Here is a 25,750-nt window from a genome sequence, read left to right as displayed (position 1 = left end):
TTCGACGCTTTCCTGCTGGTCGTCGAATGGGGAAAGACGCCGCGCGAGGTGGTCGCATCCGCGCTCGCCGGCAACGATCAGGTGGAGCGCAAACTTCTCGGCACCGTTCTCAACAAGGTCGAGCTGCGGAAACTGCAGACCTACGAGGCCTCGCTGTCGGCGCTCTATGACAAAAAGAGATATGCGAACTACGTGAATGACAGCGACGATGCGCGCCGCTCCTGGTTCGGGGCCGACGAGAAAGGTTTTAAGCAGCGATGACCAGATACCAGAGCTGCGCAGTGGTCCTGCTTCTGTTTTTCCTGCTGCCCGGCCGCGCGACGGGCGCAGACTATCTGCTGGGATCCGGCGATGATCTGACGGTCAAGGTCTATGAATGGCCCGACATCAGCGGCGACTACCGGATCGGCGCCGACGGAAAAGCGTCGTTTCCGGTGATCGGTGATGTCATGGCGGCCGGCCTCACGGTGGATCAGCTCGGCAAGGCCATTGGAGAGATGCTCGGCCGCCAGGCGCGCTTGAAGGACCCGCTGAGCGTTGCGGTGCAAGTCAAGGAGTACCGGCCGTTCTTCATTACCGGAGATGTGCAGAAGCCCGGCGCCTATCCGTTCCGGCCCGGGCTGACGGTGCTGCAGGCCGTGACCGTGGCCGGCGGCTTTTTCCGCTTCACCGATCCGGGGCTGCTTCGGCTCGAACGCGATGCGATCATTCACCGGGGCGAGCTTCGCATTCTCAAGGAAAAACTGGCGGCGCTGATGGCACGCAACGCCCGCCTCAAAGCCGAGCGGGACGGCGCCTCTGCGATCGCATTTCCGGACGAGGCAACTTTCGATCGGAAGGATCCGAGGATCGCCGCCATGGTCGATCGCGAGACGGTGCTGTTTCGGACCCAAAAGGCGGACCTCGAGCGACAGCTGTCGTCACTGACCGATCTGCAGAACCTCTATTGGGGGGAGATTTCGGCGCTGCAGGCGCAAATCGAATCGGAAAAAAAGCAGGGCGAGTTGGTTCAAAAGGAGGTCGACGAGCTTCACGGCCTCGCCGCGCGCGGGCTGACGTCAAACCCACGGCTTTTCCTGGTCGAGCGAACGCTTGCAGAAATCGAGGGAACGCAGCGAAATCTTCAGGCCGTCATCATGAGGTCGCGCCAGAGCATCGCGCAGGCCGCGCAGCAAGCCGACGAGCTCAAGATCAAGTTTCGCGATCGCATCGATGGCGAAAGCGACCAGGTCGGCGCCGAAATTCGCGACACGCGGCTTCGCATCGATACCACGAACCAGCTGGTCACCGAGGCGGAGGAAACGGCGCCGATGGCGATCGCGCGGCGGTTGCGGAACAGCGGAGCGGAGCCGAGGTTCAAATTGTCCAGGCGGACGGCCGATGGCGCCAAGCAGGAGGTGAACGCCGAAAGCTCTGATCTGGTCGAGCCAGGTGACGTGGTCCAGGTCGACAACTCCGTTGCCCAGCCCATCGAGACCGGATCGAATGCGACGAAAGGTCAATCCGACCGCGCCGAGCTGTCGGCAACGCATTAACGGAGCGGCTGCGCGGGTTGCAGTCCGGCCAGCCGTCCGTCGGGGAGTAGCCTGACCGCTCCGAGGCCGACCTCTCCTCAACCTCCTTGCGTCGTTCCGGCGCTGCCCGCCATGCAATCTGCGCGATACGGATCCTGCTTCTGCCCGCCGGATAGGAACGATCCACCTGGAAGTCGGGTTCTCCATGATCCACTCCCGATCCCAGCGGTCCCATGTATCACCATGTCAAAAAACTGATGTTCACCGTTCGCGTCGACGAGCCGGACCCCCGTTTTGGCAACATGCTTCTCGAGCAGTTCGGCGGAGCCAACGGAGAACTCGCTGCGGCAATGCAATATTCGATCCAGGGACTGAACTGCGAGGACCCGGATCGCAAGGACCTGTTGATGGACATCGGCACCGAAGAGCTCAGCCACCTGGAAGTCGTCGGCTGCCTCGCCCGGATGCATCTGGCGCCGTCAAAATTCGATCGTCGGGCCGCCGAGGCCGATCCGCTGATTGCGATCGCCGGCGGCGGCGGCATCAACCTGTTCAACTCCCAGGGCAATCCGTGGACTGCCGATTATCTGAAGATCACCGGCGAGCTCGACGTCGATCTTCGCAGCAACATCGCGGCCGAGGCGCGCGCCAAGATCGTCTATGAGCGGCTGATCAATTTCTGCGACGACGCAGGCAGCAAGGACGCCTTGCAGTTCCTGATGACGCGCGAGATCACCCACATGAAGGCGTTTTCGCTCGCGCTCGAGAGCCTTTCCAAGCCGGCCTTCAGCATCGGCCGGATTGCGCCGACCCCTGGCCTCGTGAACCAGTTCTTCAACGATTCCACCGGCAGCGGCGACCACGGCGAGATCGATACGCGCGGCCCGTGGAACGAGGGCGGCGACTGGGTCTTCACGGAGTCTCCGGCGCTGCAGGCGGCCGAGCCGGGCGCAGCGACGGAGATCGTCACCGAAAGCTCGCCCCCGGTCGATGAAGCCGGGCTCAGGGAACTGATGCTCCATGAGCTTCGCGACATCCTGCACGCCGAGAAGCAGCTGACCAAGGCGCTTCCGAAAATGGCCAAGGCGGCGCGATTCGACCAGCTGCGGGAATTGTTCGAGCAGCACCTGATCGAGACCCAGAATCAGATCGAGCGCATCAACCAATGTTTCGACCTGCTGGGCGAGAGCGCGCGGGCGAAACCGTGCAAGGGCATGATGGGCCTGATCGAGGAGGGCGAGGAGGTCATGGACGAAGGCGAGGACAAGGAGGATGCCGCCGCCGATCTCGCTTTGATCGGGGCGGCCCAGCGGGTCGAGCATTACGAGGTCGCAACCTATACGACCCTTCGCAATCTGGCACAGCAGCTTCGCCACAGCGCCGTTGTCGCCCTGCTGTCAACATCGCTTGCCGAGGAGGAGAATGCCGATCTGCTTCTCAATCAGGTCGCGCGCTCGCTGATGTCGGTCGCAAGGATGCCGGCGGCACTCGAGCGGACTGAATGATGTCCGCCTGGATGGAGTCTCCTCGGCGCACGGTAGACGCCGAGGCCACGTACGCTTTGACCGTTTTGAGATGGGGCAGCAGGGGAGATGGCGGCTACCAGACCGTTCTTTGGACGATGAAGATGAGTTGGAGATAACCCATGAGACACGCGCAGATCCGATCCATCAAAATATCAGGCACGGCACTTGCCCTTGGCATGGCCATGCTGATGGCCCATGCCGCGGCCGCTGCTCCCAGGGATGCTTCGGCACGCAAGGATCAGCACTTCATGACGGAGGCCATTCAGGGAGATCTTTCCGAGATCAAGATGGGAAAGCTGGCGCAGGAGAAGGGCCAAAGCGATCAGGTCAAGGATTTTGGCAGGACCCTGGAACAGGATCACTCCGAACACCTCCAGAAGGCGCAGCAGACCGCGCAGCAGGACGGGCTCAACGCGCCCTCCGAGCCGAACGCGAAGCAGAAAGCCATGTACGACCGCATGAGCAGCCTCACCGGGAAGGCGTTCGATGCCGCCTTCGCGCGTGACATGGTGCGGGATCACGAGAAGGATATTAAGGCCTATCAGAAGGAAGCCAGTTCGCACTCGGGACTGGCGGATTTCGCGGCGCAGACCGTTCCCGTGCTGAAGAAGCATCTGGAAACGGCGCAGTCGCTGCTGCCGTCGCGCGGGCGCTGAAGGGCATCCGGCTTGCGGCTATTGCGGGCAGTGTCGACGAGGCTCACCGCATCGTTGCGAGCTGTACGGCCAGGGCACACGCCCGGTCATACTCGTCGAGATTGATCCACTCGTCGATGGTGTGCACCTCGTTCTGCCCGGCGCCGAAAGTCACGGTCGGAACGCCGTGACGCACCATCCAGTTGGCGTCGAGCCCGCCATTGGCGGCGCGGATGGTCGGCGTTGCGCCGATGCCGGTGACCGCCGCGACGGCACGCCTGACCACCAGTAGGCTCTCCTTCATGCGGAACGGATAGTAGTCGGTTTCGGCCTTGAACTTGACGCGTCCCGCCCTGCCGTGGCTGTTCTTGACGCGCTTTGCGGCGTTCTCGAATGCCGCCTTGTAGGCCTTGGTGATCTCCTTGAAGAATTTTGCATCGTGGCTGCGGCTTTCGCCGCGCACATGCACATAGTCGGTGACAACATTGGTGGCGTCTCCGGCCGGCCGGCCCTCGCCGCCGGTCACGGGGCCGACATTGCTGGTGCCCTGCCGCTTGCCCTTCACCACCTTGCCGAACCAGCCGCCGGCCTTCACCTCAGTGAGCGCGAGTGCGAGGATCATGGTCGAACTGATCCCCCGCTCCGGCGCGACGCCGGCATGCGAGGCGCGGCCGAAGATCTCGACCTGCCAGCGATCCGCGCCGACCGCGCCGATGGTGACGTCGGACGCAGCGCCGCCGTCGTAGTTGAAGGTCATGACCGGTGTGCCGAGGTCTTCGGTCTTGACGTGGCGCGCGCCGTAGAGCCCGCTCTCCTCCCGCACGCAGAACAACAGCGTGATCGGCGGATGATCGAGCTGCTTGTTGGCGAGCTCGGCCGCCAGCGTGACCAGAACGCCGCAGCCAGCGCGGTTGTCTCCGCCGAGCGCGGTCTTCGCCTCGTTGACGATCTTGCGGCCGGCCAGTTTTGGTTTCGCGCCGGCGCACAGCGGCACCGTGTCCATGTGGGTCATGAACATGATCCGCGGCTGGTTGTGCATCGCGCCGCGCCCGGGCAGATCGACGATGAGGTTTCCGGTCTGCGTCGGCACGGGAATGCGCGTGTTGGCGTCGTCGAGGCGGATCGCGCCCGCCGGTACGCCGCAGTCCTGCAGCGCCGCGATGAGCTCGCGGCCGATCGCCGCCTCTTGTCCGGTCACGCCCTCGACGGCGAGAAAGCGCATTAGGCGGGAGGCGGCGGCCTGGGTGTCGACGGGCATGACGTATCCTTGCGATGAGCGGAGCTCGTCAGCATCCTTCGCAGCTCCGTGCTTTGCAAGGCTCGTGAAACGGTCCGCTGAAGCAATTTGGCGAGGCGCGGGAGCCCAAAAACCGGCTCCTTCATCCACGGCTCCGGCGCGACGGCCGTTGCCCACCCCACCGGGCGTGGCTCGCCGAGCCGTAGCTCGCGAAGCGAGTGAAGGTTGGTGGGCTCAGCACAATTGCCGCCGGATCGGTTGACGTGGCGCTGTGGGAACACGACATATCCGCTAGATCCAGGTCACCGCTCGGGAGCAGGATATGGACGCGCCGCCAAACATCGATTCCGTCACCACGCCTCTTGACGGCGACATCGTGCACTGGCTGACCAACGATACGCGCGATGCGCGTTTCCTGGACAATATCTTCGCCGAGATGTGCGTCCGGCTCCAGCGAGCCGGCATTCCCGTCAAGCGGGCGACGCTTCATCTCCTGATCCACCATCCGCAATGGCTTGGCGCCCGGATCATGTGGGCCGACGGCATGCGTGAGGCCGAGATCGCGAGGGTCGACTACGATGTCAGGGAGCGATCCGAATTCATCGGCAGCGCCGCCAACGAAATCCTCGACGGTGCCACCGAGGTGCGCGAGAACCTCGAACGTGATCCCTCGTTGGGCCGCAAACACGCTCTCTATGATGAGCTGCGGGCGAACGGCCTGACCGAATACGTGGCATGGCCGCTGTACCATACCCTCGGCAAACGGCATATCGTGACCTTTGCAACCGACCGGGCAGGAGGTTTCGAGGATGCACATGTCGCGGGCCTGAAGAAACTGTTGCCGACCCTGGCGCTGGTGAGCGAAATCCGCATGAAGAATCGGCTGGCGCGAACGCTGCTCGAGACCTATGTCGGGTCGCACGCCGGCGAGCTCATTCTGGCCGGCGCCACGCGGCGAGGAAGTGGCACGACGGTGCGCGCCGCGATCATGATCTGCGACCTGCGTGATTTCACCCGGATCTCGGACAATTGGCCGCGCGATGACGTGATCGAGCTTCTGAACGACTATTTTGATGCGATATCGGAGCCGGTCGCGCGGCATGGCGGGGAAATATTGAAGTTCATGGGCGACGGTCTGCTCGCCATTTTCCCGCTCACCGAGCCCTCGGCCTGCGCAAATCTGTTGCATGCCGTCACCGAGGCCCGCCAGGCCATGGCTGCCCTGAACGAAAAGAACGGCGAGATCGGCCGTGAGCCGCTGAACTACGGTGTCGGCGTCCATGTCGGCGACGTCATGTATGGCAATATCGGGTCGCGCAGCCGGCTCGACTTCACCGTCATCGGCCCTGCGGTCAACATGGCTTCGCGTCTCGAAGCCCTCACCAAGCAATTGGGAAGGACGGTGCTGCTGTCCCGCGCCTTCGCCGAATTCGTCGAACGCGATTTCGATCTCGAACGCGTCGGCGAATATCCGGTGCGCGGCTTCAGCGACCCCATCGAGCTGTTCGCGTATCACGGCTGAGTTTTCGGCCGATCGTCAGGGACCAGATCGAAGTAGGTCCGAGGTACGCCACGCGAGGCCGCTCGCAAGCAAAGCTTCGGACGCAAATTGCGCCGCGAGAATGCGGGCGCTGTCCATCGCGTTGAGCTGTTTGACAATTGAATAGGAAAGCCGAAAGGATTGTTTACCGCAACGGCCCGCCTTCTCATTGGATACGGCGCGGCGGGCCGTGCTCGCTTCGCCCCGTCCGTATTCGCTCTCACTCCGTTCAAGCGTTGCCGGACACGCTTCGCCCTTCGGGCTCTTGCGTGGCTGCGCCACACGTAGCCCGAAGGCCGAAGCGTGGTGGGCCCGGCAGGACTCGAACCTGCAACCAGACCGTTATGAGCGACGGTATATCGCGCTCGTTATGTTTCGATCAGGTTGTTGGTGCGAAACTGGTGCGGCACTTGGGGCGCTTGACGAGCCGATAAAGTTCTCAAGCCTACAGGTCGGAAACGTGCCTCTCTATCCGTTTCGCAAGCTGAATGAGCTTTTGGTTCTCTAGAATGCCGATGAAATCCGATCCCGAAACTCGGCTCTTGCTCAGATTCTGCCGGGCGTTCGCGAGGGAGCCGACCACCAAGTCCGGTACTTTGTCGAAGAGCCCGGAGAGAAACTCGTCGGGGGTCATCCCTCGCAGGCCCAATTTCTCCAGCTCGTGCTCGGGAAAGTGTCGCAAATTCCACGTCAAGATGAGCGATGCTTTGGCGTTGATTGCCGCTGCGACAACGTGACGATCTTTCGAATCGGGCAGGATGACCTTCGGAACGTGCTCCTCGTACCCGCTGACCATCGCCGTCGGGAGCGCATCGTTCATCAGTCGCCGGGTAGCGTGCAAACGCTCTATCGGAATGGCTGGCAGGTCGACAGTCAGGCTTCGGATCCATTCGTCGTGGATCGCGTCGGTCCAGCGCGCCTCGAAAAGGCGATCGACTGCAGCCTGAACGACAATGTTCCTGAGATGAAAGGGATAGAGAATGCAGGCGTCGATGACGGCGACCGAGGGCTCAAGCACCATAGTGCCGCCTGAGGTCCTCGGCGTCCTCGGCGAGTGCTTCCATCGCCGACCGCTGGGCCTCGATCCGCGTCTTCAACGCCAATACGTCCTTCAGTTTCGTACGGCGATGCTTGCCGACATACCGAAATGGCAGATCGCCAACGTCCATGCGATGCACGACGAGCGGCCGGGAGATTCCGAGGATATCTGCCGCGTCGTTCGGACTGAGCTCCTGATCTTCCACAAGGACGGCGACCCGTTCGCCTTGGAAGAGAAGGCCAAGTGCGGTCTCAAGCAACGCCGCGGCCTCCGGCGGCAGCTTGATGACCTGATCTTCGCCCGACTTGCGGGAGACACGGACCTCCATCTTGTCGCCCTTGCCGAGCTTTCCCAAGGTCGTGGCTGCCTTCCGGTCTTGGTCCGAAAGTTCGACAAATTGCAGCACATGGGTGGTCATAGTGAGGTCCTCTCCAAGCCCAATATATAGGCTTGCGCTCTCCTAACTGCAATATCTGAAATGCTTTTGTGCGGAGAGGCTAGCGTCCTTTGGGCCCGCATCTTGTTCGCGGATTGCCGAGGAGAGGCACCTAGTTCATGCCATGCGCGGGAGGACGCCTCACTTCCGATCTTCAGCGGTTGGCTGTAGGCTAGTTTAAGCTTGGAAGCGCCGATGACGAGAGAGCAATCCCTGACGCGCCCGTCACCAATGCGTCGAGTCCTGCCGCCAAGATAGCTGTGTTTCGCTCGCTGTTTCGAGGCCGGGATGATGTATTCCCGAAGCGTTGGGTAAACCCCAAAACCGGCAAAGTGGGCTAGGCGCCGGCCTGCGCCAATGAATGGGTATCACGCATCTGTGGCAAACCAAAAGTGAAATGCGGAGACTGCCCGAATCGTGCCTTTCTACCGGTCACCGATGAAGTCATTGATGGGCATTTGCGCGGGCATCATACAGTCGGCGTCTATCCAATGTTGGCGGACGAGACATGCTGGTTCCTTGCGGCCGATTTCGATAAGGCTCAATACGTCGGGCGTCTGCATCGACTGTATCCGGCTAAGCGCGATGTCATGTCGACGAGGCGGTGCAAGTGCTCAAACCGATGAGCGAGAAGCGCGCCAGAGGCTACAGGGGTCTCGGCTATTCAATCGATGACGCTCCCACTAACCTAATAGAGACCGCTTCAAAGAAGCTGCTCGCGCACGCTTAAGACCACTCCTGCACCTCGGAAGGACGTATGGCAGACTGCCGGCCGCAGCTTGCGCCCTATCGTCAAACCGACAATTCTGTTCGCTGCGCTTTCCGATTCTACGATGCTCGGCAAACCAGCCTTTCCGATAGGACCCTCGGGTATCGAGCTGGTATCTGAGAGCGCGGGTAGTGGCCCTCGTTGGGATTAACTGGTGCGGTGCCCACTCGCGGTTGCAAAGGAGGCGTCGACAAATACTTAAAAATACTGGTGGGCCCGGCAGGACTCGAACCTGCAACCAGACCGTTATGAGTGGCAGAATATCGCACAGCTTCGTTGATCTTGTGTGTTTTCGCTCGGGTTCGATCGCGTTCGTTGCATTTCGGCGAGGTCGTTCTGGTGCGAAACTGGTGCGGTGCCCCTGGAGGCCGAGTACCCAGGGTTTGTGTTCAAGAATTCCGCTCCCAAGCGGGGGATCCTTGGTTCATCGGGGGCCGCCTTGGACCGCACAAGCCGACATGACGAGGCCGCCGTTGAAAGGCGGTCCGCAATCCGTCGATTCAGGTCAGGTGATCGCTCATGGCCTCGACAAATGTAATCGTCAGGTCGATGAGGTCCTTGTCGAGCGGGGCAGCCTGCGAGGACACTTTTGCGATGACGAGTTCGTTTGCTTTATCGACGAAGAGGTTCTGACCGTAGACACCCAGCCCGAATGCAATGTCTCTTTCCCGGAGAAAGTACCATTTGTTGCGATAATGCATTGGACGATCGCCAAAATAGGAAATCAGGTCGCCGCCGGCCCAGGCCTCCGGATCGCCGCCACCCAGCGTGTCTTCGATCCAACGAGCGGGGATGATCGGCGTGCCGTTTCTGCGGCCGTTCTGCACAATCAACTGGCCAACGCGAGCGAGATCGATCGTTGTGGTGCAGATACCACCAGCGCAGCGGGGCGCGCCAAGGCGATCAACCGTAATGTAAGCAGAGCATTGCGCGCCCATCGGCGTCCAAAGCAGGGTGCTCAGGAGATCGGCGAATCGGGTGGCGCTTGCTCGCTCCAGGATCCAACCCAACAGATCGGTATTGGTCGAGACATAGTGGAACGGCCCGCCATCAGGTCCGCTCCGTTTCTTCAGGGCTGCGAGATATGTACGAAGATCGCTTGGGCGCTCGCCAGGGCCCAAAGGATTCCAATTCGTGGACTTGCGGTATTCGACGATCGGCCCGGACGTCGCGAGATAGTCTTCATCGAAATCGAGTCCGACGCGCATATCAAGCACGTGACGCACGGTCGCGTCGGAATATACCGAATCCTTTAGCTCGGGGATAATCGAAACCACCCTTTGTTCTGGATCCAGCTTGCCCTGCTCAAAGAGGATGCCAGCGACAATCGCCGTCAGCGATTTCGAGACAGACATGAGAATGTGTGGCGTATCCGACGTCATTCCATTGTCGTAATGCTCAAGAATGACTTTGCCCCGGTGCAAGATGACCAGGCCGTCGGCGTCGCTTTTTTTTAGGAATTGATTGATGCTGTACTGCCTGCCGCCGTGCTCGAAGCGAAACGAAGAGAAATCCTTCGGCTCGGACACCAGCTTCCAAACATCGCTTGGCGCGTTGGGAACATTTGCTGACGGCACGATTTCTCGTACGTGCTGAAATGCCCATTTGCTGTAGGGAGCGATGCGCCAATTTGCCAGGCTCACCTGATCAGCATCGGCCGAAGGGAAACCTGACATGAGGGTCGAGGACATAGAGTAGTCTCCGGCTGGTGCCACCCGCTCAGGCCGCGTGGCATTCGATTATCTTCTCGTATCATGAAGCGGCATTCCGAGGAATGCCGCTTCATGTTTTACACGCGATGGGCGTCGCATTGTGCGCTCATGAAGGCATCGAAGGAGTCCAAAGGAGGCCGAGTTGAGTCAGTGCCGTCACGCCGTCGTCAAGTCCGACTTCCTCGACGATCTTGCCGTTGACCACCTTCAAGACTGTGGTTCCCGTGAAATGCATCTTGCGGCCGGTTGCCGGCGGCAGGTTGCCCATCAAGAAATCGTCGAATGCCGGACCGGTGTGCGTGCCGCCGCCTTCCCATTGACCCACCACATAATCACCTTCGGCGATCAGACCGGCCGTGCCCCAGAAGCTGAGGTCGGGAAATGCGGCGCGGAAATCGGTCATGAACGCCTTGATGTCGTCACGTCCGCGACGCGGTTCGTGCAGCGAGTATTTTAGCAGCATGTCAGGAGCTGCGATTTCGTCGACGACACTGAGGTTGACGCTCTTACCCCAGAATTCGGTGAACCAGCGACCGACAACCGCCTTGTTGTCTTCTTCCTTGGACATGTCTTGATCTCTCCGTTTGTTCCGGTTTGTCACAGGAAGCCTCAAGCTTCCGGCGCAGACGCTAGACAAACGACATCGCAGCAACGCTCCGTTTCTTGCCGAGGTATCCAAATCTCCAGTCTGCGGAACATGCCGATGCGGCGCACGTCAAATTCAATTCTAAAGCAATAAGCGGAGTGCCGACCTCCGTCTCGCCCGGTAGGTCCGACGCCGGCCGACGAAATGGAATGCACTCGGCATCGAGACCGCAGCGCCGCCGCGCCAGGAGGGGACACGACAGTGGATACTGAGTTTACCGCGGCGTCAGCGCTGCAAAGGAGCGAGCCACCGATACTTTATGTCGGCACGCCAGTGGTTTTGATCAGCACGTGCAACGAGGACGGCTCTCCAAATCTCGCGCCGATGTCGTCCGCGTTCTGGCTCGGATGGCGCGCCGTACTCGGCCTTGACCGGTCGTCGAAGACGGTCGCGAACATCATTCGCACCAACCAGTGCGTGCTCAATCTGCCGTCGGTAGAGCAGGTCGATGCCGTCGATCGCATCGCCCTCACAACCGGATCGGAGCTCCTGCCGCCGCACAAGGCCGCACGCGGCTACCGCTTCGAGAAAGATAAGTTCGGGACGGCCGGGCTAACCCCGATTGCGTCGGAGACCATCGATCCGCCGCGCGCCAGGGAATGCCCGATACAGATGGAAGCTGTCGTCGAGCACACCTACGAGATGTCCGAAAACGATCCGGCCTTCCGTGGCCGCCGTATCCTTTTTGAATTGCGCATTCAGCGCGTTTTCGCGGAGCCATCCATCCTCGCCGATGGCGATCCGAACAAGATCGATCCCGACAAATGGAGGCCGCTGATCATGAGCTTTCAAAAGTTTTTTGGCCTCGCCGATCGCCAGGCGCTGGCTTCACGCCTGTCGCAAATACCGGAGGCGCTCTACAAAAGCGTGGATATCGAGCGGTCAAGAAGCGCATAGCATGACGCTTGATTGCGATCCTGCGTCGTCGACGCGCGACACAGGATCGCCATTTGCCGGTCTTACCGGGATGATCGCGACAGCAAATCCACCACCGCGGCGGCCACGCCCTTTGATGAGGCGGGGTTTTGTCCCGTCACCAGATTGCCATCCGCCATCATGTGAGCCCGGAAATTGTCGGACTTGGAGTAGATGCCGCCGTTCTGCTTCAGCATGTCTTCGACCAGATAAGGCACCACCTCGGTCAATCCGCTCGCCGCTTCTTCCGTGTTGCTATATCCGGCGACTCTCTTCCGCGAACGAGCGGCGTCCCGTCCGGCGCCTTGGGGTGTCGAAAGACGGCCGAGCCGTGGCACACCGCCGACACGGGCTTGTTCGCTGCGAACATGGTTTCGATCAACTTGATGGACGCAGCGTCTTCGGCCACGTCCCACATGACGCCGTGGCCGCCGACGTAAAAGACCGCATCATAGTTGCCGGCAGAGACGCCGGATAATTTGACAGTGTTGGCAAGGCTCGCCTGCGCCGCGAGATCCTTGCCGAAACGGCGGGTGTCTTCCGTCTGAAAGTCCGGGCCATCGCTCTTGGGATCGATCGGCGGCTGGTCGCCGAGCGGGGAGACCAGCGTGACATCGGCTCCTGCATCCTTGAAAGCATAATAAGGTGCGGCGAGCTCTTCGAGCCAGAGTCCGGTTTTCTTGTCCGAAGCGCCGAGCCTGTCGTTCGAGGTCAAGACCATCAATATGTTCATGTTGAGCCGTTTTGGTTATCGAAGGAAGCTGACGAGTTCCTCGCGATATCGATTGCGACGGCGTGGGCCGTCTTTGCGCCGCGGGAGGTACTGTCATCCCGGTTCGGTCACACTCCGCTTTTTGCTCTGAAATCGAGAAAGGCGTCGCTTTGTTGCGTTACGCCTGATTTGACTCGCGGGCGACCAGCTCACGCTTGCGCTCGACGCCCCAGGCATAACCGGACAGCGCGCCGTCATGACGCACCACCCGGTGGCAGGGAATCGCAACCGCGATGTTGGCGGCGCAAGCGCGGGCGACGGCCCGAACGGCTTTCGGCGCGTCAATGCTGCGCGCAATTTTCGAATAGGAGCGGGTTTGCCCGGTCGGGATATCCTGCAGCGCTTGCCACACGCGCCGCTGGAAAGCCGTGCCGCGCACGTCGAGAGGAAGGTTCAAACCGATTTGCGGCGTCTCGACGAAGCCGACGACGCGAACGACCATGGACTCATATTCCCTGTCGCCGCCGACTAGCCGCGCATTCGGAAAACGATCCTGAAGATCACGCACAAGTTCATCCGGATCGTCGCCGATCAGGATCGCCGCTACACCCTTGTCGCTTGACGCCACCAATATGGCCCCGAGCGAAGACTGCCCCACAGCGAAGCGGATATCTTCGTTGGCGCCTCCAGCGCGATATTGCGTCGGCGTCATGCCGAGCATGTTCAGGGATTTTTCGTAGAAGCGGCCGCTGGAGTTGAACCCCGCGTCGTACATGGCTTCCGTCACGCTGTGGCCCCTGGCGAGCCGGTCGCGGACGCGGGAAGCCTGATGGGCCTCTGCATAATCCTTCGGCGTGAGGCCCGTGACACTTTTGAACAGGCGATGAAAGTAGCTGGTGCTCAGGTTCGCTGCCTGCGCGAGCCCCTTCAATGAAGGAACTTCCTCACTCTCTTCGATCAGGCGACACGCTCTTGCGACGATGGCCGCGTTCTCGATATCGGCTGACGGACCGTCCGGATTGCAGCGCTTGCACGGACGAAAGCCGGTCGCTTTCGCCTCTGTCAGCGATTTGTGAAGACCGACGTTCCTTGGATTTGCCGCTCTGGATGGGCACGACGGCCGGCAATAGACCCCTGTCGTCGCGACCGAGTACCAGAATTTACCGTCAGCTGAACGGTCCCGCGCGAGCACGCGCGCCCAGCGCGGATCAGCCTCGACCGTCGCCTCCGGTCGAATACATGCAGCTCGCGATTTCGCGGTCATTGCGTTCTTCGTCAAGTCCTGAGACTCAATTGCCAATTCGCGTCCCGACGATATCGATCACGCATTTTAGGCGCCCGGGCCACCCGTTTTCCGTCCGGAGCCGCGGGTCACTTTCTGTCGGGAAACGCGCTGTTTGGCCGTTTCTTGCGTTAGAGCCGCCGTAGCTACGATCGAGTGGAAAAGATCCTAGTCAGATCAGATGTTGATCAGTAGTTTGCGGACTGCTGAAATATGGCGATGAACAACGAGCAGGTGTTTCTGGTGCGGTCGCTTGACCCGGCCTGGCTTGCCGAACCGTAGCTCGCTACTCAGGCGCCCGCCTTCGCCCGCTGGGCTCCGGCTCCAGTCCGTCTTCGCTTACGCTTCGCTCCAGCTGCGTGGGATACACTTCGCCCCTCGATCCTCAACGTGGCTGCACCACGCGTAGCCCGACGCAGGCGAAGCGTGGTGGGCCCGGCAGGACTCGAACCTGCAACCAGACCGTTATGAGCGGCAGATTATCGATCGCGCTCGTTGATTTTTCTGCATTTTCAATTGAATTCGACCGCGTTCGTTGCGTTTGGTTCAGGCCGTTTCTGGTGCGAAACTGGTGCGGTAGCGCAGTTCGCGGTTCGGAAGGTGTGCGATCGCTTCTGGCTCGCAGGAGCTGCAGCGCTTGCGCCGGTCGCGTGCAATTCGGGAGTAGGGAGGGGCCAGGCACAACGGACCCAATGGGAAATGTCCGGTACATGGGATAGCAGACTCTAAAGCAGACGTCCCATAATTGACGCGAATGACCGTGCGCCCCGTGGGCGCGAACTACCAGTGAGGGAGGGTCTCACCCGGATAATTGTCGATTGGTCCGGAAGCTAGCAGGCGACTCGGCTGGGTAACTGGCTGGGTCGGAGCCCTGCGACAAAGGCAGCCTTGGGCTGCTGAGCGATCCGATGGGCCGTAACAAGAGTGAAGCCCGAGCAGGCCTCGAAAGTTCTAATGCGGATGCCGACCCGCCGGTCATTTGGGGAAGGCCGCACGTGTGGGGAAGCAATCGACACGCGCACCCACGCGATCCGCCGGGGTAGTGGGTACGGCACGCCGGAAGGGTGGTTCGTAGTTACAGGGGGAGACCCGTCGCGGACGAGGGTGGCGGCCTCAGCATCGCATCAGGCGGTGGTCACGGCGGGAGTCGGACGGGGCAATAGGAGCGTGGATGCCGGGTAATGCTGGTGGAGCAAAGGGACCCGACTTCTGGTGCGCTTTTGAAGATGGTGAGGTGAAGGTGATTGGTGATGAGCCTGACAACGCCTGATAAGATCCGGAACCTTCAGAGAAAGCTTTACTGCAAAGCCAAGGCGGAGCCCACCTTCGCTTCTATCTGCTCTACGACAAGATCTGTCGCGAGGACATCCTGGTCCACGCCTATCGGCTCGCTCGCGCTAATGCGGGCGCACCGGGTGTGGATGGGATGACGTTTGCTCGCATCGAAGAGCAGGGCTTGGAAGCATGGCTGGCGGCCTTGCGCGCGGAACTGGTCTCGAAGACATACCGACCTGATCCGGTGCGGCGGGTGATGATCCCTAAAGCGAATGGCGGCGAGCGTCCGCTCGGCATTCCGACCATTCGTGATCGTGTGATTCAGACTGCCGCCAAGATCGTGATCGAACCCATCTTCGAGGCTGACTTCGAGGACAATGCCTACGGCTACCGGCCCGCGCGCGGGGCGGTGGACGCGGTCAAGGAAGTGCACCGGCATTTATGCCGGGGCTATGCTGACGTAGTTGACGCTGATTTGTCCAAGTACTTCGATGCGATTCCACACTCCGAACTGATGAAGTCAGTAGCCCGGCGTGTGGTGGATCGAAACGTCCTGCGCCTCATCAAGATGTGGCTGAGGGCGCCGATCGAAGAACGGGACGCGGACGAAACCCGGCGCATGAGTGGCGGCAAGCGAAACACGCGCGGCACACCGGAAGGTGGCGTCGCAAGTCCATTGCTGGCCAACATTTACATGAACCGGTTCCTGAAGCATTGGCGTTTGACTGGCTGTGGCGACGCGTTCCAGGCTCACGTCATCTCCTATGCCGACGACTTCGTTATCCTCAGCCGCGGTCGCGCAGCGGAGGCATTAGCGTGGACGAAGGTGGTGATGACCAAGCTTGGGCTGACACTCAACGAGTTAAGACTTCGCTGAGAAATGCTCGACAGGAACGCTTCGACTTCCTCGGCTACTCGTTCGGCGTGCATTGGTTTGAGGCGAACGGGAAAAGGTATCTGGGCGCGAGCCCGTCCAAGAAGAGTGTACAGCGGCTCAAGACAAGGGTCGGCGAGCTTCTGGTGCCGAGCAATATCGATCCATGGCCAGAAGTACGCGACAAGCTGAACAGGTCACTGCGAGGCTGGTCCAACTACTTTGGCTACGGCTCGCGGAGCAAGGCATGCCGCAGCGTCGACCAATACGTCTTTGAACTGTGCGCAGATTCCTCGCGCGAAGGCACAAGGTGCAAGGGCGCGGCAATCGCCGATTCATATTCGATGTCATTCATCGAGAACTCGGCGTTCTGTGCCTCCAACGCTTGCCCCGAGCAGCCACGTCGCGCGCCTCGCGGTGAAGCCAGCCGGAAAGCCGGATGCCGGAAATCGGCGTCCGGTTTGATGAGCGGGGATGGGAAACGGGGCGATGGCCAAGTGGCCCCCAAGCTACCGCGCCCATCCTCGACTCTACCAAAACGGTAATCGGAGCTTTCAAAGGTCACAAGCTTAAGCGCTTATTCCATGGGGCCTTTATGCGAATGACCGACCTTTGTTCCAATGCTTCAGACAAAGGACATGGCGGGAACGCGGAACTGGTACGAGGAGGTCCTCGGATTCCGCTGTGCCTCCGACCCATCGGACGGATGGTGTCGCCTCGAACGAGACGACATTGCTATAATGTTCAAGCTTGCTTGACTCGCCTTAGCCCCGCGGAGCGCAATTATTTGCAAACCATCTGTGCGTAGGGAATCCCATGCACCCACTGCGGCGTCCGTACATCAATTACGGAGCTATCCTCGACCTCCAAAGATTGCGGACGAATAAATCCCGTTCCATCCAACATGACGGTACCCGGCTCATCAGAGGAATGTGCGGCAAAGGCGGCGTAGCGAGCGCCCAATACCACGCCGCATATTGCCCGGCCCACCAGAACTGAGCCAATGGCGATTCGAAGGTCCAAGTGAGATCAAACTTCCTGATCGGCACATCCAAGACTGTATCCGGGTTACGTAGCGTACCGCAGGCGTCGAATAAAATCGCTGGACTTGGCGTGTGGGACATTGCCAGGCGGATTGATTGCCATACCTCCGCATCCTGACTTCTGACTATCGGCAAGCATATCAGCTCAAGCGTCAACCATATGGTGACGATGGATGCACAGGTGAGCCTGGCGGCTCCAGCACCCAAATATCCGGTGAGAAACGGCTCAGACAGCAGCGATCCGATCAGCATCGCGAGCAGCGTGTATGGCACGAAGCCGTACCTTCTCGGCAATTCGACGTTAATTTGACCGGTTCCAAGCGCCAACATGCAAACGACCACCAGGGTAGCGGCCAAGGTCGCAAGCAACGCAATAGGTCAAAACAAATTCGCGTTGATGGGCCGATGCGACAGGCGGCCGCCCCCTCGCGAGGGGCGCGCGAAGGCATAAGGTCTGACGATCTCGCAAACGGCCAAAAATAATAGACGGCACCAAGGGCCCCGATCGACACTGGCGCGACCCAAACGCCCCCCCACTGCAATGATCTCGCTCAATTGAGTGGCAAGCCCGACTAGCACAGATTGAAAAAATTCAACGAGCCTCGCGACGCTCTCGGACGCAGATAGCACCGAGTCGTTCGGCAATTACTGTAACGCGGCGGCGCCACTCACGCTTGCTGGCCTCGACAACACGATGGCCCGGATGCGACGGATCGAGAAACTCATTTGCATAATTGATGAAGGGACAGCCGCGAAGCTCGCTCATTTCGATTCAGAACGGTTACGACGCTTTGTCCTTCAGCTTGTCTATCATGACTCAGATGCTCAACTTGAACGGCTAGTTCTGTGACCAATTCCAGTAGCTCCAACGTAGTTTGTCGGTCGAGACTAGTGGTGCCCGATTCGTCGAAGTCCGTGTGGAGGCGCTTTGCGATATTGAGAAGGTTTCCCATGTCAGATCCTGTGCCGGCAAGCGGGACGACAGCCTGCCCCAGGGACTAAGTTCAATCGCAGCGACTCTTCCCACTTTGAAGATCAGCGCAGCGAACCGGCAACTGAACACATTTCGAACTAATGATCGCTGCGGGTGGCGCTGTCTTTCAGTACTTCAACCTGCCGACCGACGTCACGTTGAGAAAACCTGGTCCAGCTCGTCCGGATGTAAAAAGAAAACCCGACTCGGCTCAAGCGCTGACCATCGGAATAATCCGATCGGGCCTAGACCTAATGCGTAGGCGTTCGCGTTGCGGCGGGAATCCAGACCAGCGACCAGCGATTAGCTCTACGAGGCAGCCAGCTAATCTCCCAAGCGCGACCAGAGGCGAAAAAAAATTGGCCCATGCCACCCAAATGGGAGAGGGAAGGGCAAGACAAACAATCTATTGATCGTCGCTAGCAAAAACGAACAATGTGTCCCACCTATCCGTCCCCACGGCATGTTTTGAGATGCGTAGAGAACAAATCTTCAGTGCCGCACGGGTGCTGATCGAAAATGCTTTGGATTGTTGGTCAGGGACGCCTGCACCATTCTCCCAATCCCGGTGGGCGTGCCCTACGCTCGTCGTCCTGTGTGTGTTTATCCTTTTCCCGCAGACCTTGATGGCTGAGCCTCTCGCGCCCTTTGCGGTGGCTCGAGATGCGGGCTCCCGAGACGCACCCCGTCTACGCACAACCAGCTCTTTTGGGCAGTCAATCGTTCCGGCGAATCGTCGCCTCGGTACATTTGCGGTTGATCTGGGCCTCTCGCTAGAGGGAGAGCCGGCGGTGATACAAAGGGATTATCTTATGGCGCGTATCCTCAGCCGCGTCGGCTCAAAGCTGACGGAACTAAAGTCGGATCGAAAGTGTCACCTCGTTCTGTCGGCGGATTATTATCCTTATCTCCGCGGCTTCCTGTCCAAGTCAAATTCGTCAGATGCGAGTGACGACGCCAGATTTGCTTGTATTACGATATTTAGGGCTGCTCTCAATCAGATAAGTGTCGACAAGGACGACTTAATAAGTGAAGTCCTCCTTGATCTGCATTCCGATTTGGTGAGAAACCGGCAAACCGGTCCGGACGTAGCGCGAAAGCTTCCTGTGCTTGCGGCTACTCGCATTCTTAATGAGACCATTCGTCGATTATACGACGGAAGCGGCTTGGCGCACGCTCTCTTGTCGGCTGATCCTGACGAGTTGGCGAAAATTGGCCCGACCGAATTTCTAACCTGGTTTCGAGGCGTTTTCGATCGCAGTTCCGTTCGCTTGATTAGTGAAGATCAACAGATGTGGCCTGTGCTCGGCGTGACATCCGAAAATGAAATGCCGCTCTTGCCTGAAATGCCACTTCTTAAGCCCGTGAACCACGCCTTTGCTGTTCGTGACCTCGATACGTCAGCGATTCGCGCGACCGTGCTGATCGCTATCGATCCACCGGCAGGTGGTAAGGTGCGGGACGAAGCCCTCGTAAAATACTGCCCGGGCCTTTCCGAAGCGGCGGACGAGAATGTGAAAGAGAACTCAACAAAGTTTCACTGTTGGTTCCAGGATTTATTTGGTCGTGAGACGTGGGCAGCAATCTACTTCGATGCCGATGAGGGCGCCGATACCGCGCTGCGGCAGCGCGCCAGGCAAATTGCTGAGGACCCGGCAATCATTGACCTAGCAGCAAAGCGGAGCGAGGGCGGACGGCCTGGTCGCCCGTATGTGGTGGTATTCGGAAATGCTGAGGAGGGATCTTCGTTGCTAAATCGTGTTCGATAGTCGCAACGAGAATTTCGAAGGGAACTAAATCAAAGGGAGAACCGCCAATGGCCCAATCTTCCCTAACGACAAACGCAAAGGATTTAACCACCGGGAATGCGTACTCGGTGACAGTAAACGTCGATAGTAATGGCGTTTATTCAGCAACGGTGTCGGGAGCGTTCGACCAGAAATGCGATGTTGTTCAATATGATCCTGGAGAGATGAAGGACACTATCCAAAGCACATATAGCACGCTGGCGTCTATCAATGGTGAGAACCCGACCGAGCAGCAGGTACAGGACTTTGTCAATCAAGCGTACAACGATGTGTACACGTCCTGCCAAATTAGCGATGCCGCCGGTCAGACATACGATTCGGTTAGCTATGATCCAACCAGCTCCGGGACCGTTACAACCTCCGATAACGGCTCGTCGGCTTCAGATCAGACGACGGTTCTGCAGGTAACCGACCCAAACACCGGCGGTTCGCAGATAGAATATTTCAATCCATCGAGCAACATCACGACTGAGACGGACAACTACACTGGTGCAGGTGGTACGGGCACTCTGACTTCGGCTGACGTTAATTTCACGGGCGGCACGTCGGAGCAGGATCTCTACAATCCGACGAGTGGCGTTGATGTCGAGTTCAAGGACTATTCCGGCCTCAATGAGACGGGCACGCTGGAATATCAAGGAAACAACTGGACGGCGGGCGGCTCGCAAATTGAGTACTTCAACCCGCAGACCAACGTCACGACTGAGACCGACAATTACAGCGGGACGTATGGCAATGGGACGCTGAGCTCGGCTGATTTCAACTATACGAGCGGAGCTTCAGAGAAGGACGTTTACAATCCTTCGAGCAGCTCCAAAGACGAGTTTTTTGGCTACAGTGCTGCTAATGAGACAGGGACGCTCACTTACGAGGGCAATAACTGGACAGCTGGCGGCTCGCAGGCCGAGTTCTTCGATCCGGCAAAAGGCGTAGCGACCGAGACCGACAATTACACCGGAGCCTATGGTCATGGCGAACTGTCGAGTGCCGACCTGAACCTCACCAGCGGCTTCTCGCTGGATTACAGCTTCAACTACGACGCGAGCGGCAATGAGACCAACTTCACGATCGACGAGTTTAATAGTGCCGATCAAATGGTGTGGTCGGGTGAGTACAGCCCGAGCGGCGGCTATCTCGGCGGATCAGGAACAGGAAACGGCTATTCCGGTCCCGGCGGCTATTATGGCGGAACTGATGGTGGTGGTTATGTCGGTGGCGGCTACGGTGGCGGTTACGACTTCGCTAAACCAGCGGCACAGGGCGTACGTGGCGGTGGCAGCGACGTCAGCGGCATCGCTGCACGTGATCAGGTCTCCACGACCTCTCATTGGGATGCCAGCCGTCCGTTCGCCCAAGATACTGGTTCGCGCGGAGCCAATGGCAAACAGGGACGAGGCGCACAGAGCGGCACTGACGTCGGTGTGATCGCCGCCTATGACCGGTCGGTCTCGGCGGACTCGGCCGCAGGCGCTGCCGACACGGCCCGACAACAGGCGTTTGCGTCGGCCAGTGGCGATACGAAGCTGACGGGCGCAGCCTTCGAGGGCGCCAAGATCCAAGGCGACGTGGTGACATGGAGCTTTGCGACAAGTCCTGGAACCGCGGCTTCGCCATTCAGCGGCTATATCGGCGATCAGTACAAGGCGGCTATCGAGCAGGCCGTGCAGAGCTGGGCTAAAGCTTCGGGTCTCACCTTTGAAGAGGTGCCGGACTCACCACAAGCGGACATCCGCATCGGCTGGGGCAACTTCGACACCAGCAGCAGCGGCGTGATCGGCTACACCAGCTATCGTCAGCATGACGGTGCGATGAGCCCGGGAACGATCATCCGGCTCGAAGATCCCAATGGCGATGCCCTGGTGAGTGGCTCGGACGGTCAGCTGACTTATGCCGGCACACAGGCAGAGCTCTACCAGGTCGCACTGCACGAGATCGGGCACGCACTTGGACTTGCCGATAATGCCGACCGGCATTCGGTGATGTATTACGCATCGAGCTCGGCCAATCGAACGCTGGACCATACGGACATCTCCGGCATCCAGAGTTTGTATGGCGCGGATACGGCCGCCACGACTGCGGTCGGGTCATCCTCTGCATCAGCTCGCACTGGATTGGCCACGTTGGGTGCTCCGGGAAGCCTCTCGTCACGGTTGACGACCCAGGGGACCTCACAGCAAAGCGCGACGCCCAATCCCGTGCTTGCGCAAATGGTCCAGGCGATGGGCGCGTTACATGACGGCGGTGCCGGCTGGGCGCAAGCCCCGCACGCGATGGCGACCGCGAACCCCGATCATACGTTCGTAGCGGCCAGTCACCCGCACTGATCGGCACAACAACGTCAAACATCACCACACAACGGCATGCCCCCCAGGGGCATGCCGACAAATTGAGAACTCGTGATGCGCTCGGGATCGCGTACAATTTGACTGGAAGTTGGAACGTGACCGGCATGAGCCCCCCACCTGGGCATCGCGCGAATGAGCTGCGATACAGCCGGGCATGAACTGTTTCTTGGAGGTGGGCTATGGCAGATGCCATGCATGAAGCCATGCTTGATGCCAGGCAGGAAAGCGGCTCCTATCGTCGGATCGAGGTGATCACGGGGCAGCGTCGGCGACGGCACTGGACGGATGAAGAGAAGGCTCGGATCGTGGCCGAGAGCTACGAGGAAGGGGCCAATGTTTCCGAGGTCCCTCGGCGCCATGGCGTTGTCCGTGGGTTGCTCACGGTGTGGCGGCGCAAGTTCGCGACGGCAGCGAGCTTTCAGGCGCCTGGCTTCGTGCCGGTCCGGATCGCTTCCGAGAGCGCTCCGGCGACGGCAGACGCGCCGGACCGGTTAACGTGCGCGCATAAGGTGCTGCCGCAGATGGCATCGCCGCCAGGCAAGCTTGGCGGGATGATCGAGATCGAGGTGGAAGGGGCACGCATCCGAGTCGAGCCCGGAGTGGAGCTGGCGACGCTTTCGACGGCGCTATCAGCGCTTCGGGGCATCCGTTGATTGCATTACGGTCTGACCTCAAGGTAGTGCTGGCGACACAGCCAGTCGACTTTCGCAAGTCGGTGCACAGTTGGAACTCCGAAACCAAGGCAGCATCCGGCGAATTGGAAGCGAGTAGGCCGCTGCTTTTCGCGGAGCATTCTGCTTACAGCGAAGTTCGATCAGCAATGCGCGCATTTGTAGGTGGGGAACGATCCAACTCTACCGGTGCGCGCTGTTCGCTTTGCGACGTGCGACAACCACAGCTTTTCCCGTCGGCCAAACTCGCGCAGGGGGAACATCCGCATTTCACTAGCGTTGCCATCCAAACACGTTCCGGTAGCAATCCGCAGCACCGGGTTTCGGCGTGGCCCTTTTCGCTTCGCCGTCGTGGAAGCACGAATGTCAGGGGTCGAGCCGCGATGACCATACGTCTGATCTCACAAGACCCGCTTTGCGCCGACGCTCTCGACATTTTCGATTCGCTGGGCTACGGCGGATTTTTGCTTGATCTTCAAGGTAGAGTGTTGTCCCTCAACATCCTCGCAGTCGACTGTTTGGGGGACCGGCTCGTGCTTGGCCGGGGGCGCCTGTCAGCCGTTGACCGCACGACGGATCGGCGCTTACAGCATCTCGTACGCACCACTTTAAATGCAGAATCCCCGGTGCCATCGCCGGTGGCAATAAAACGTCCGGCCCAGCTTCCGCTTGTCATTCGTGCCCTTCGTTTAGAGCGGCATGGTCATCAATTGAAGGGTTCGGCCGGACTGATGTTGTTGGTTCTCGATCCAGAACTCTGGCCCAACCCAACGCATGATCTGCTTGCGCAAGCTTTCGGCTTGACGCCGACCGAGTCGGACATTGCAATTGGCATCGTCTCCGGCAAATCACTTGCAGAGGTGGCCGCCTGGCGGCACATCAAAATTGGAACGGTCCGGGGTCATTTGAAAACTGTCTTTTCTAAGACACACACCCACGGCCAAGCGGATCTCACTCGCGTTCTGACGCGGCTCGCATTTCTCAACCCCCAATTGAAAGCGAGTACTGTGCAAGCGCGTAGCGCCTAGCCATTTGTCTCGGCGGAAATTCAAACGAGCGGTTAACGTCAGCTCGCGTGAACACCTGCTCTCATAGACTCGACTAAAGACGCAAAAAAATTCTGACCACGCTACCCAAATGGGAGAGGCGAGAGCTCGGCGGGTTGTTTATTGGTTGTGGGTCCCGCCGTTGATGCACGATGAAGCCCGATGTCGCGCAGAAACGTGAAAACCGCAAACACTAGTATCGGTGAACAGCTTAATGCTTCTCCAGCGGAAAACGTTTTTCGGTAGGGGTGCGCAGCTTGCGATTTCCGCGCTTGCCTATCTCAATATTGGAATGGCGTTAGCGTTTCCGCACAACCAGACTGGTCAAGGAACTGGCGGTTTGCGCGCAGGTGAGGTGCATATGGCGATGAATACAACGAAAAACGAAGCGCGCGGTCAGGCTCTCAAATCAGAGCTGTGGAAGGTCTACGAAGAGCTTAAAGCGGCTGGAAAATTAAGCCCGGCCGGTACGGATGTGACTCAGAGCGTGCTGCCATTTGTGTCACCGGGCAATTCGTTTGAGGACGCCGAGACAACACTACGTGCGGCAGGCTTCACGATTCCACCGCATCCAAAGCCGGAGCTGGCAAACGATCCGAATAAACCTCGAGACTGGTATGCGGTCGTGGCGCGGATATCACCGTTCGCGGAGAGCTTTCCCTTCAAGGTGAGCGCGTACGTAACGCTGCTGCCTCAGTCGCCAGGCAATTACACGATTGTCGAAAAAGTAACGGCTCGCTTCTTTGTGTCCGGTCCATAGAAAGGGAAGAAGAAAATGGCTGACGAAAGTATAAAAGTGTATTTCGAACCGCTCGGTTCTATCGCTGGCGATACCTATAATCACGAGACGATAGTCTACACCAACTCGGCGGGAGAACAGTTTATCGCTACTGCCTACCCGTCGAACTCGGGATCATCCGGAGGCTCGGTCGCAAATCTCAGTGAGGCCGCTTCAGCGGTCACGTCTGGCAGCTCTTCGTCATACGGAACATTAATCACTCAATGGGGACCAGCGAGCGCGTTGCCGCCAGATCAAGTGACGCATTTGCTCGGACCGACCGACAGCCCGTATCAATCACAAACGCTCGCAAGCGGTGCTGACCTATCGCAGCAATGGTCGACTATAACACAAGCGTATTCTCAAATTGGCGAGCAAGGATTGGCGTACTCGCCGCTGACTCAGAATTCCAACTCAGTGGCTTCGACCGCTCTCACAGCGGCGGGCGTCGACGAGCCAACGGGGACAGACATTTTTGGCGGTAACTGGTCTCCGGCATCAGGCGTAACATTGTCGACATCCTGGACCCAATCGTCGGCGGATAAGACGACAGAGTTCGATGCGAACTCGCTGGGCGGCCTGACCATGAGCGTCACGGATACGACAAATTCTGGAGCGCCAGACGGGAGCGGTACGTTTATTTACGATAGCTCTGGGACGCTTAAAACCGCGGACCTGAACTATACGAACGGCAGCTCCGAGCAGCAAACGTTCAATCCCTCGAGTGGGATTTCGGTTGAGTACCAGGATTATTCGGGTTCGAACCAGACCGGGACGTTGGTGGACCAGGGCGAGGACTTCGCGAGCGGCGGATCGCAGTTCGAGTTTTTCAATCCGAACAGCAACGTCACGCTGGAGACGGACAACTACACTGGTGCAGGTGGTACGGGCACTCTGACTTCGGCTGACGTTAATTTCACGGGCGGCACGTCGGAGCAGGATCTCTACAATCCGACGAGTGGCGTTGATGTCGA

The 25,750-nt window shown here is 59.4% G+C and carries 20 protein-coding genes and 3 pseudogenes; 15 read left to right on the top strand and 8 right to left on the bottom strand.

Features of this window, described 5'->3' with window-relative positions:
* The 4 genes and pseudogenes from JOZ76_RS21920 to JOZ76_RS21905 all read left to right on the top strand — a co-directional run.
* A pseudogene (locus JOZ76_RS21920) lies at positions 1–261 on the top strand (chain-length determining protein); the annotation flags it as partial.
* Positions 262–281: 20 nt separating this feature from the next.
* Positions 282–1,535 (top strand): polysaccharide biosynthesis/export family protein, encoded by a 1,254-nt coding sequence (locus tag JOZ76_RS21915; RefSeq protein WP_291701771.1) that lies wholly within the window; start codon positions 282–284, stop codon positions 1,533–1,535.
* Positions 1,536–1,747: 212 nt separating this feature from the next.
* Positions 1,748–3,019: a DUF892 family protein gene (locus JOZ76_RS21910; protein ID WP_291701769.1), complete on the top strand. Its 1,272-nt coding sequence runs from the start codon at positions 1,748–1,750 to the stop codon at positions 3,017–3,019.
* Positions 3,020–3,159: 140 nt separating this feature from the next.
* Positions 3,160–3,696, top strand: a complete 537-nt coding sequence (locus JOZ76_RS21905; protein ID WP_291701767.1) for a DUF4142 domain-containing protein — start codon at positions 3,160–3,162, stop codon at positions 3,694–3,696.
* Positions 3,697–3,739: 43 nt separating this feature from the next.
* Here the strand turns inward: JOZ76_RS21905 and JOZ76_RS21900 are convergent, their stop codons facing one another.
* Positions 3,740–4,933 carry a M20/M25/M40 family metallo-hydrolase gene (locus JOZ76_RS21900; protein WP_291701765.1) on the bottom strand — a complete coding sequence of 398 codons (1,194 nt, stop codon included), beginning with the start codon at positions 4,931–4,933 and terminating at the stop codon, positions 3,740–3,742.
* Between the two features lie 301 nt (positions 4,934–5,234).
* Between JOZ76_RS21900 and JOZ76_RS21895 the strand changes: the two genes are divergently transcribed.
* Positions 5,235–6,434, top strand: coding sequence for an adenylate/guanylate cyclase domain-containing protein (locus JOZ76_RS21895; RefSeq protein WP_291701763.1), 1,200 nt, complete (start codon positions 5,235–5,237; stop codon positions 6,432–6,434).
* A 463-nt stretch (positions 6,435–6,897) separates the two neighbouring features.
* Here JOZ76_RS21895 and JOZ76_RS21890 read toward each other — a convergent pair whose 3' ends face one another.
* Both JOZ76_RS21890 and JOZ76_RS21885 read right to left on the bottom strand, forming a co-directional pair.
* Complete coding sequence (locus JOZ76_RS21890) at positions 6,898–7,473, bottom strand: PIN domain-containing protein (RefSeq protein ID WP_291701761.1); 576 nt, start codon at positions 7,471–7,473, stop codon at positions 6,898–6,900.
* Positions 7,463–7,909: a DNA-binding protein gene (locus JOZ76_RS21885; protein ID WP_291701760.1), complete on the bottom strand. Its 447-nt coding sequence runs from the start codon at positions 7,907–7,909 to the stop codon at positions 7,463–7,465. The genes JOZ76_RS21890 and JOZ76_RS21885 overlap by 11 nt, the downstream gene beginning before the upstream one ends.
* A 278-nt stretch (positions 7,910–8,187) precedes the next feature.
* Here JOZ76_RS21885 and JOZ76_RS38580 point away from each other — a divergent pair.
* A pseudogene (locus tag JOZ76_RS38580) lies at positions 8,188–8,553 on the top strand (TOTE conflict system archaeo-eukaryotic primase domain-containing protein).
* Between the two features lie 643 nt (positions 8,554–9,196).
* On the opposite strand, the gene JOZ76_RS21880 reads toward JOZ76_RS38580, so the two are convergent.
* Positions 9,197–10,387, bottom strand: coding sequence for a serine hydrolase domain-containing protein (locus JOZ76_RS21880; RefSeq protein ID WP_291701758.1), 1,191 nt, complete (start codon positions 10,385–10,387; stop codon positions 9,197–9,199).
* A gap of 127 nt (positions 10,388–10,514) precedes the next feature.
* Positions 10,515–10,976, bottom strand: a complete 462-nt coding sequence (locus JOZ76_RS21875) for an ester cyclase (protein WP_291701776.1) — start codon at positions 10,974–10,976, stop codon at positions 10,515–10,517.
* A gap of 279 nt (positions 10,977–11,255) precedes the next feature.
* Between JOZ76_RS21875 and JOZ76_RS21870 the strand changes: the two genes are divergently transcribed.
* Positions 11,256–11,951 carry a flavin reductase family protein gene (locus JOZ76_RS21870; RefSeq protein WP_291701755.1) on the top strand — a complete coding sequence of 232 codons (696 nt, stop codon included), beginning with the start codon at positions 11,256–11,258 and terminating at the stop codon, positions 11,949–11,951.
* A 62-nt stretch (positions 11,952–12,013) separates the two neighbouring features.
* On the opposite strand, the pseudogene JOZ76_RS21865 reads toward JOZ76_RS21870, so the two are convergent.
* Together JOZ76_RS21865 and ada are read right to left on the bottom strand one after the other, a co-directional pair.
* Positions 12,014–12,702, bottom strand: a pseudogene (locus JOZ76_RS21865) (type 1 glutamine amidotransferase domain-containing protein).
* Positions 12,703–12,859: 157 nt separating this feature from the next.
* Positions 12,860–13,945, bottom strand: coding sequence for a bifunctional DNA-binding transcriptional regulator/O6-methylguanine-DNA methyltransferase Ada (gene ada, locus JOZ76_RS21860; RefSeq protein ID WP_291701753.1), 1,086 nt, complete (start codon positions 13,943–13,945; stop codon positions 12,860–12,862).
* A gap of 1,444 nt (positions 13,946–15,389) precedes the next feature.
* Between ada and JOZ76_RS21855 the strand changes: the two genes are divergently transcribed.
* Complete coding sequence (locus tag JOZ76_RS21855; protein WP_291701752.1) at positions 15,390–16,115, top strand: reverse transcriptase domain-containing protein; 726 nt, start codon at positions 15,390–15,392, stop codon at positions 16,113–16,115.
* Positions 16,055–16,657 carry a group II intron maturase-specific domain-containing protein gene (locus JOZ76_RS21850; protein WP_366938607.1) on the top strand — a complete coding sequence of 201 codons (603 nt, stop codon included), beginning with the start codon at positions 16,055–16,057 and terminating at the stop codon, positions 16,655–16,657. The genes JOZ76_RS21855 and JOZ76_RS21850 overlap by 61 nt, the downstream gene beginning before the upstream one ends.
* A gap of 300 nt (positions 16,658–16,957) precedes the next feature.
* Here the strand turns inward: JOZ76_RS21850 and JOZ76_RS21845 are convergent, their stop codons facing one another.
* Complete coding sequence (locus tag JOZ76_RS21845; protein WP_291701750.1) at positions 16,958–17,485, bottom strand: hypothetical protein; 528 nt, start codon at positions 17,483–17,485, stop codon at positions 16,958–16,960.
* A gap of 1,455 nt (positions 17,486–18,940) precedes the next feature.
* On the opposite strand from JOZ76_RS21845, the gene JOZ76_RS21840 reads away from it, so the two are divergent.
* From JOZ76_RS21840 to JOZ76_RS21815, 6 genes are all read left to right on the top strand, one after another.
* Positions 18,941–19,897, top strand: coding sequence for a hypothetical protein (locus tag JOZ76_RS21840; RefSeq protein ID WP_291701748.1), 957 nt, complete (start codon positions 18,941–18,943; stop codon positions 19,895–19,897).
* Between the two features lie 47 nt (positions 19,898–19,944).
* Positions 19,945–22,260: a matrixin family metalloprotease gene (locus tag JOZ76_RS21835; RefSeq protein WP_291701745.1), complete on the top strand. Its 2,316-nt coding sequence runs from the start codon at positions 19,945–19,947 to the stop codon at positions 22,258–22,260.
* A 200-nt stretch (positions 22,261–22,460) separates the two neighbouring features.
* Positions 22,461–22,934 (top strand): IS66-like element accessory protein TnpA, encoded by a 474-nt coding sequence (gene tnpA, locus JOZ76_RS21830; protein WP_291701743.1) that lies wholly within the window; start codon positions 22,461–22,463, stop codon positions 22,932–22,934.
* A 401-nt stretch (positions 22,935–23,335) separates the two neighbouring features.
* Positions 23,336–23,980 (top strand): helix-turn-helix transcriptional regulator, encoded by a 645-nt coding sequence (locus tag JOZ76_RS21825; RefSeq protein WP_291701741.1) that lies wholly within the window; start codon positions 23,336–23,338, stop codon positions 23,978–23,980.
* A gap of 232 nt (positions 23,981–24,212) precedes the next feature.
* Positions 24,213–24,758, top strand: coding sequence for a hypothetical protein (locus JOZ76_RS21820; RefSeq protein ID WP_291701739.1), 546 nt, complete (start codon positions 24,213–24,215; stop codon positions 24,756–24,758).
* A gap of 15 nt (positions 24,759–24,773) precedes the next feature.
* Positions 24,774–25,750: hypothetical protein (locus tag JOZ76_RS21815; protein ID WP_291701737.1), on the top strand; the 977-nt coding region annotated here is incomplete at its 3' end.

Origin of the sequence: Bradyrhizobium sp. (assembly GCF_019244115.1) — a bacterium.
Classification (GTDB): Bacteria; Pseudomonadota; Alphaproteobacteria; order Rhizobiales; family Xanthobacteraceae; genus Bradyrhizobium.
Note: the sequence above shows the minus strand (reverse complement) of the source record. Positions and strands in the feature narration are given on the sequence as shown.

Bases quoted from the DNA above. Each gene is read 5' to 3' on its own strand.
- JOZ76_RS21855 (WP_291701752.1), top strand. From the start codon at position 15,390: ATGACGTTTGCTCGCATCGAAGAGCAGGGCTTGGAAGCATGGCTGGCG.
- JOZ76_RS21845 (WP_291701750.1), bottom strand. From the start codon at position 17,485: ATGTTGGCGCTTGGAACCGGTCAAATTAACGTCGAATTGCCGAGAAGG.
- tnpA (WP_291701743.1), top strand. From the start codon at position 22,461: ATGGCAGATGCCATGCATGAAGCCATGCTTGATGCCAGGCAGGAAAGC.
- JOZ76_RS21890 (WP_291701761.1), bottom strand. From the start codon at position 7,473: ATGGTGCTTGAGCCCTCGGTCGCCGTCATCGACGCCTGCATTCTCTAT.
- JOZ76_RS21825 (WP_291701741.1), top strand. From the start codon at position 23,336: ATGACCATACGTCTGATCTCACAAGACCCGCTTTGCGCCGACGCTCTC.
- JOZ76_RS21885 (WP_291701760.1), bottom strand. From the start codon at position 7,909: ATGACCACCCATGTGCTGCAATTTGTCGAACTTTCGGACCAAGACCGG.
- JOZ76_RS21875 (WP_291701776.1), bottom strand. From the start codon at position 10,976: ATGTCCAAGGAAGAAGACAACAAGGCGGTTGTCGGTCGCTGGTTCACC.
- JOZ76_RS21880 (WP_291701758.1), bottom strand. From the start codon at position 10,387: ATGTCCTCGACCCTCATGTCAGGTTTCCCTTCGGCCGATGCTGATCAG.
- ada (WP_291701753.1), bottom strand. From the start codon at position 13,945: ATGACCGCGAAATCGCGAGCTGCATGTATTCGACCGGAGGCGACGGTC.
- JOZ76_RS21835 (WP_291701745.1), top strand. From the start codon at position 19,945: ATGGCCCAATCTTCCCTAACGACAAACGCAAAGGATTTAACCACCGGG.
- JOZ76_RS21900 (WP_291701765.1), bottom strand. From the start codon at position 4,933: ATGCCCGTCGACACCCAGGCCGCCGCCTCCCGCCTAATGCGCTTTCTC.
- JOZ76_RS21820 (WP_291701739.1), top strand. From the start codon at position 24,213: ATGCTTCTCCAGCGGAAAACGTTTTTCGGTAGGGGTGCGCAGCTTGCG.
- JOZ76_RS21840 (WP_291701748.1), top strand. From the start codon at position 18,941: ATGGCGCGTATCCTCAGCCGCGTCGGCTCAAAGCTGACGGAACTAAAG.
- JOZ76_RS21895 (WP_291701763.1), top strand. From the start codon at position 5,235: ATGGACGCGCCGCCAAACATCGATTCCGTCACCACGCCTCTTGACGGC.
- JOZ76_RS21905 (WP_291701767.1), top strand. From the start codon at position 3,160: ATGAGACACGCGCAGATCCGATCCATCAAAATATCAGGCACGGCACTT.
- JOZ76_RS21910 (WP_291701769.1), top strand. From the start codon at position 1,748: ATGTATCACCATGTCAAAAAACTGATGTTCACCGTTCGCGTCGACGAG.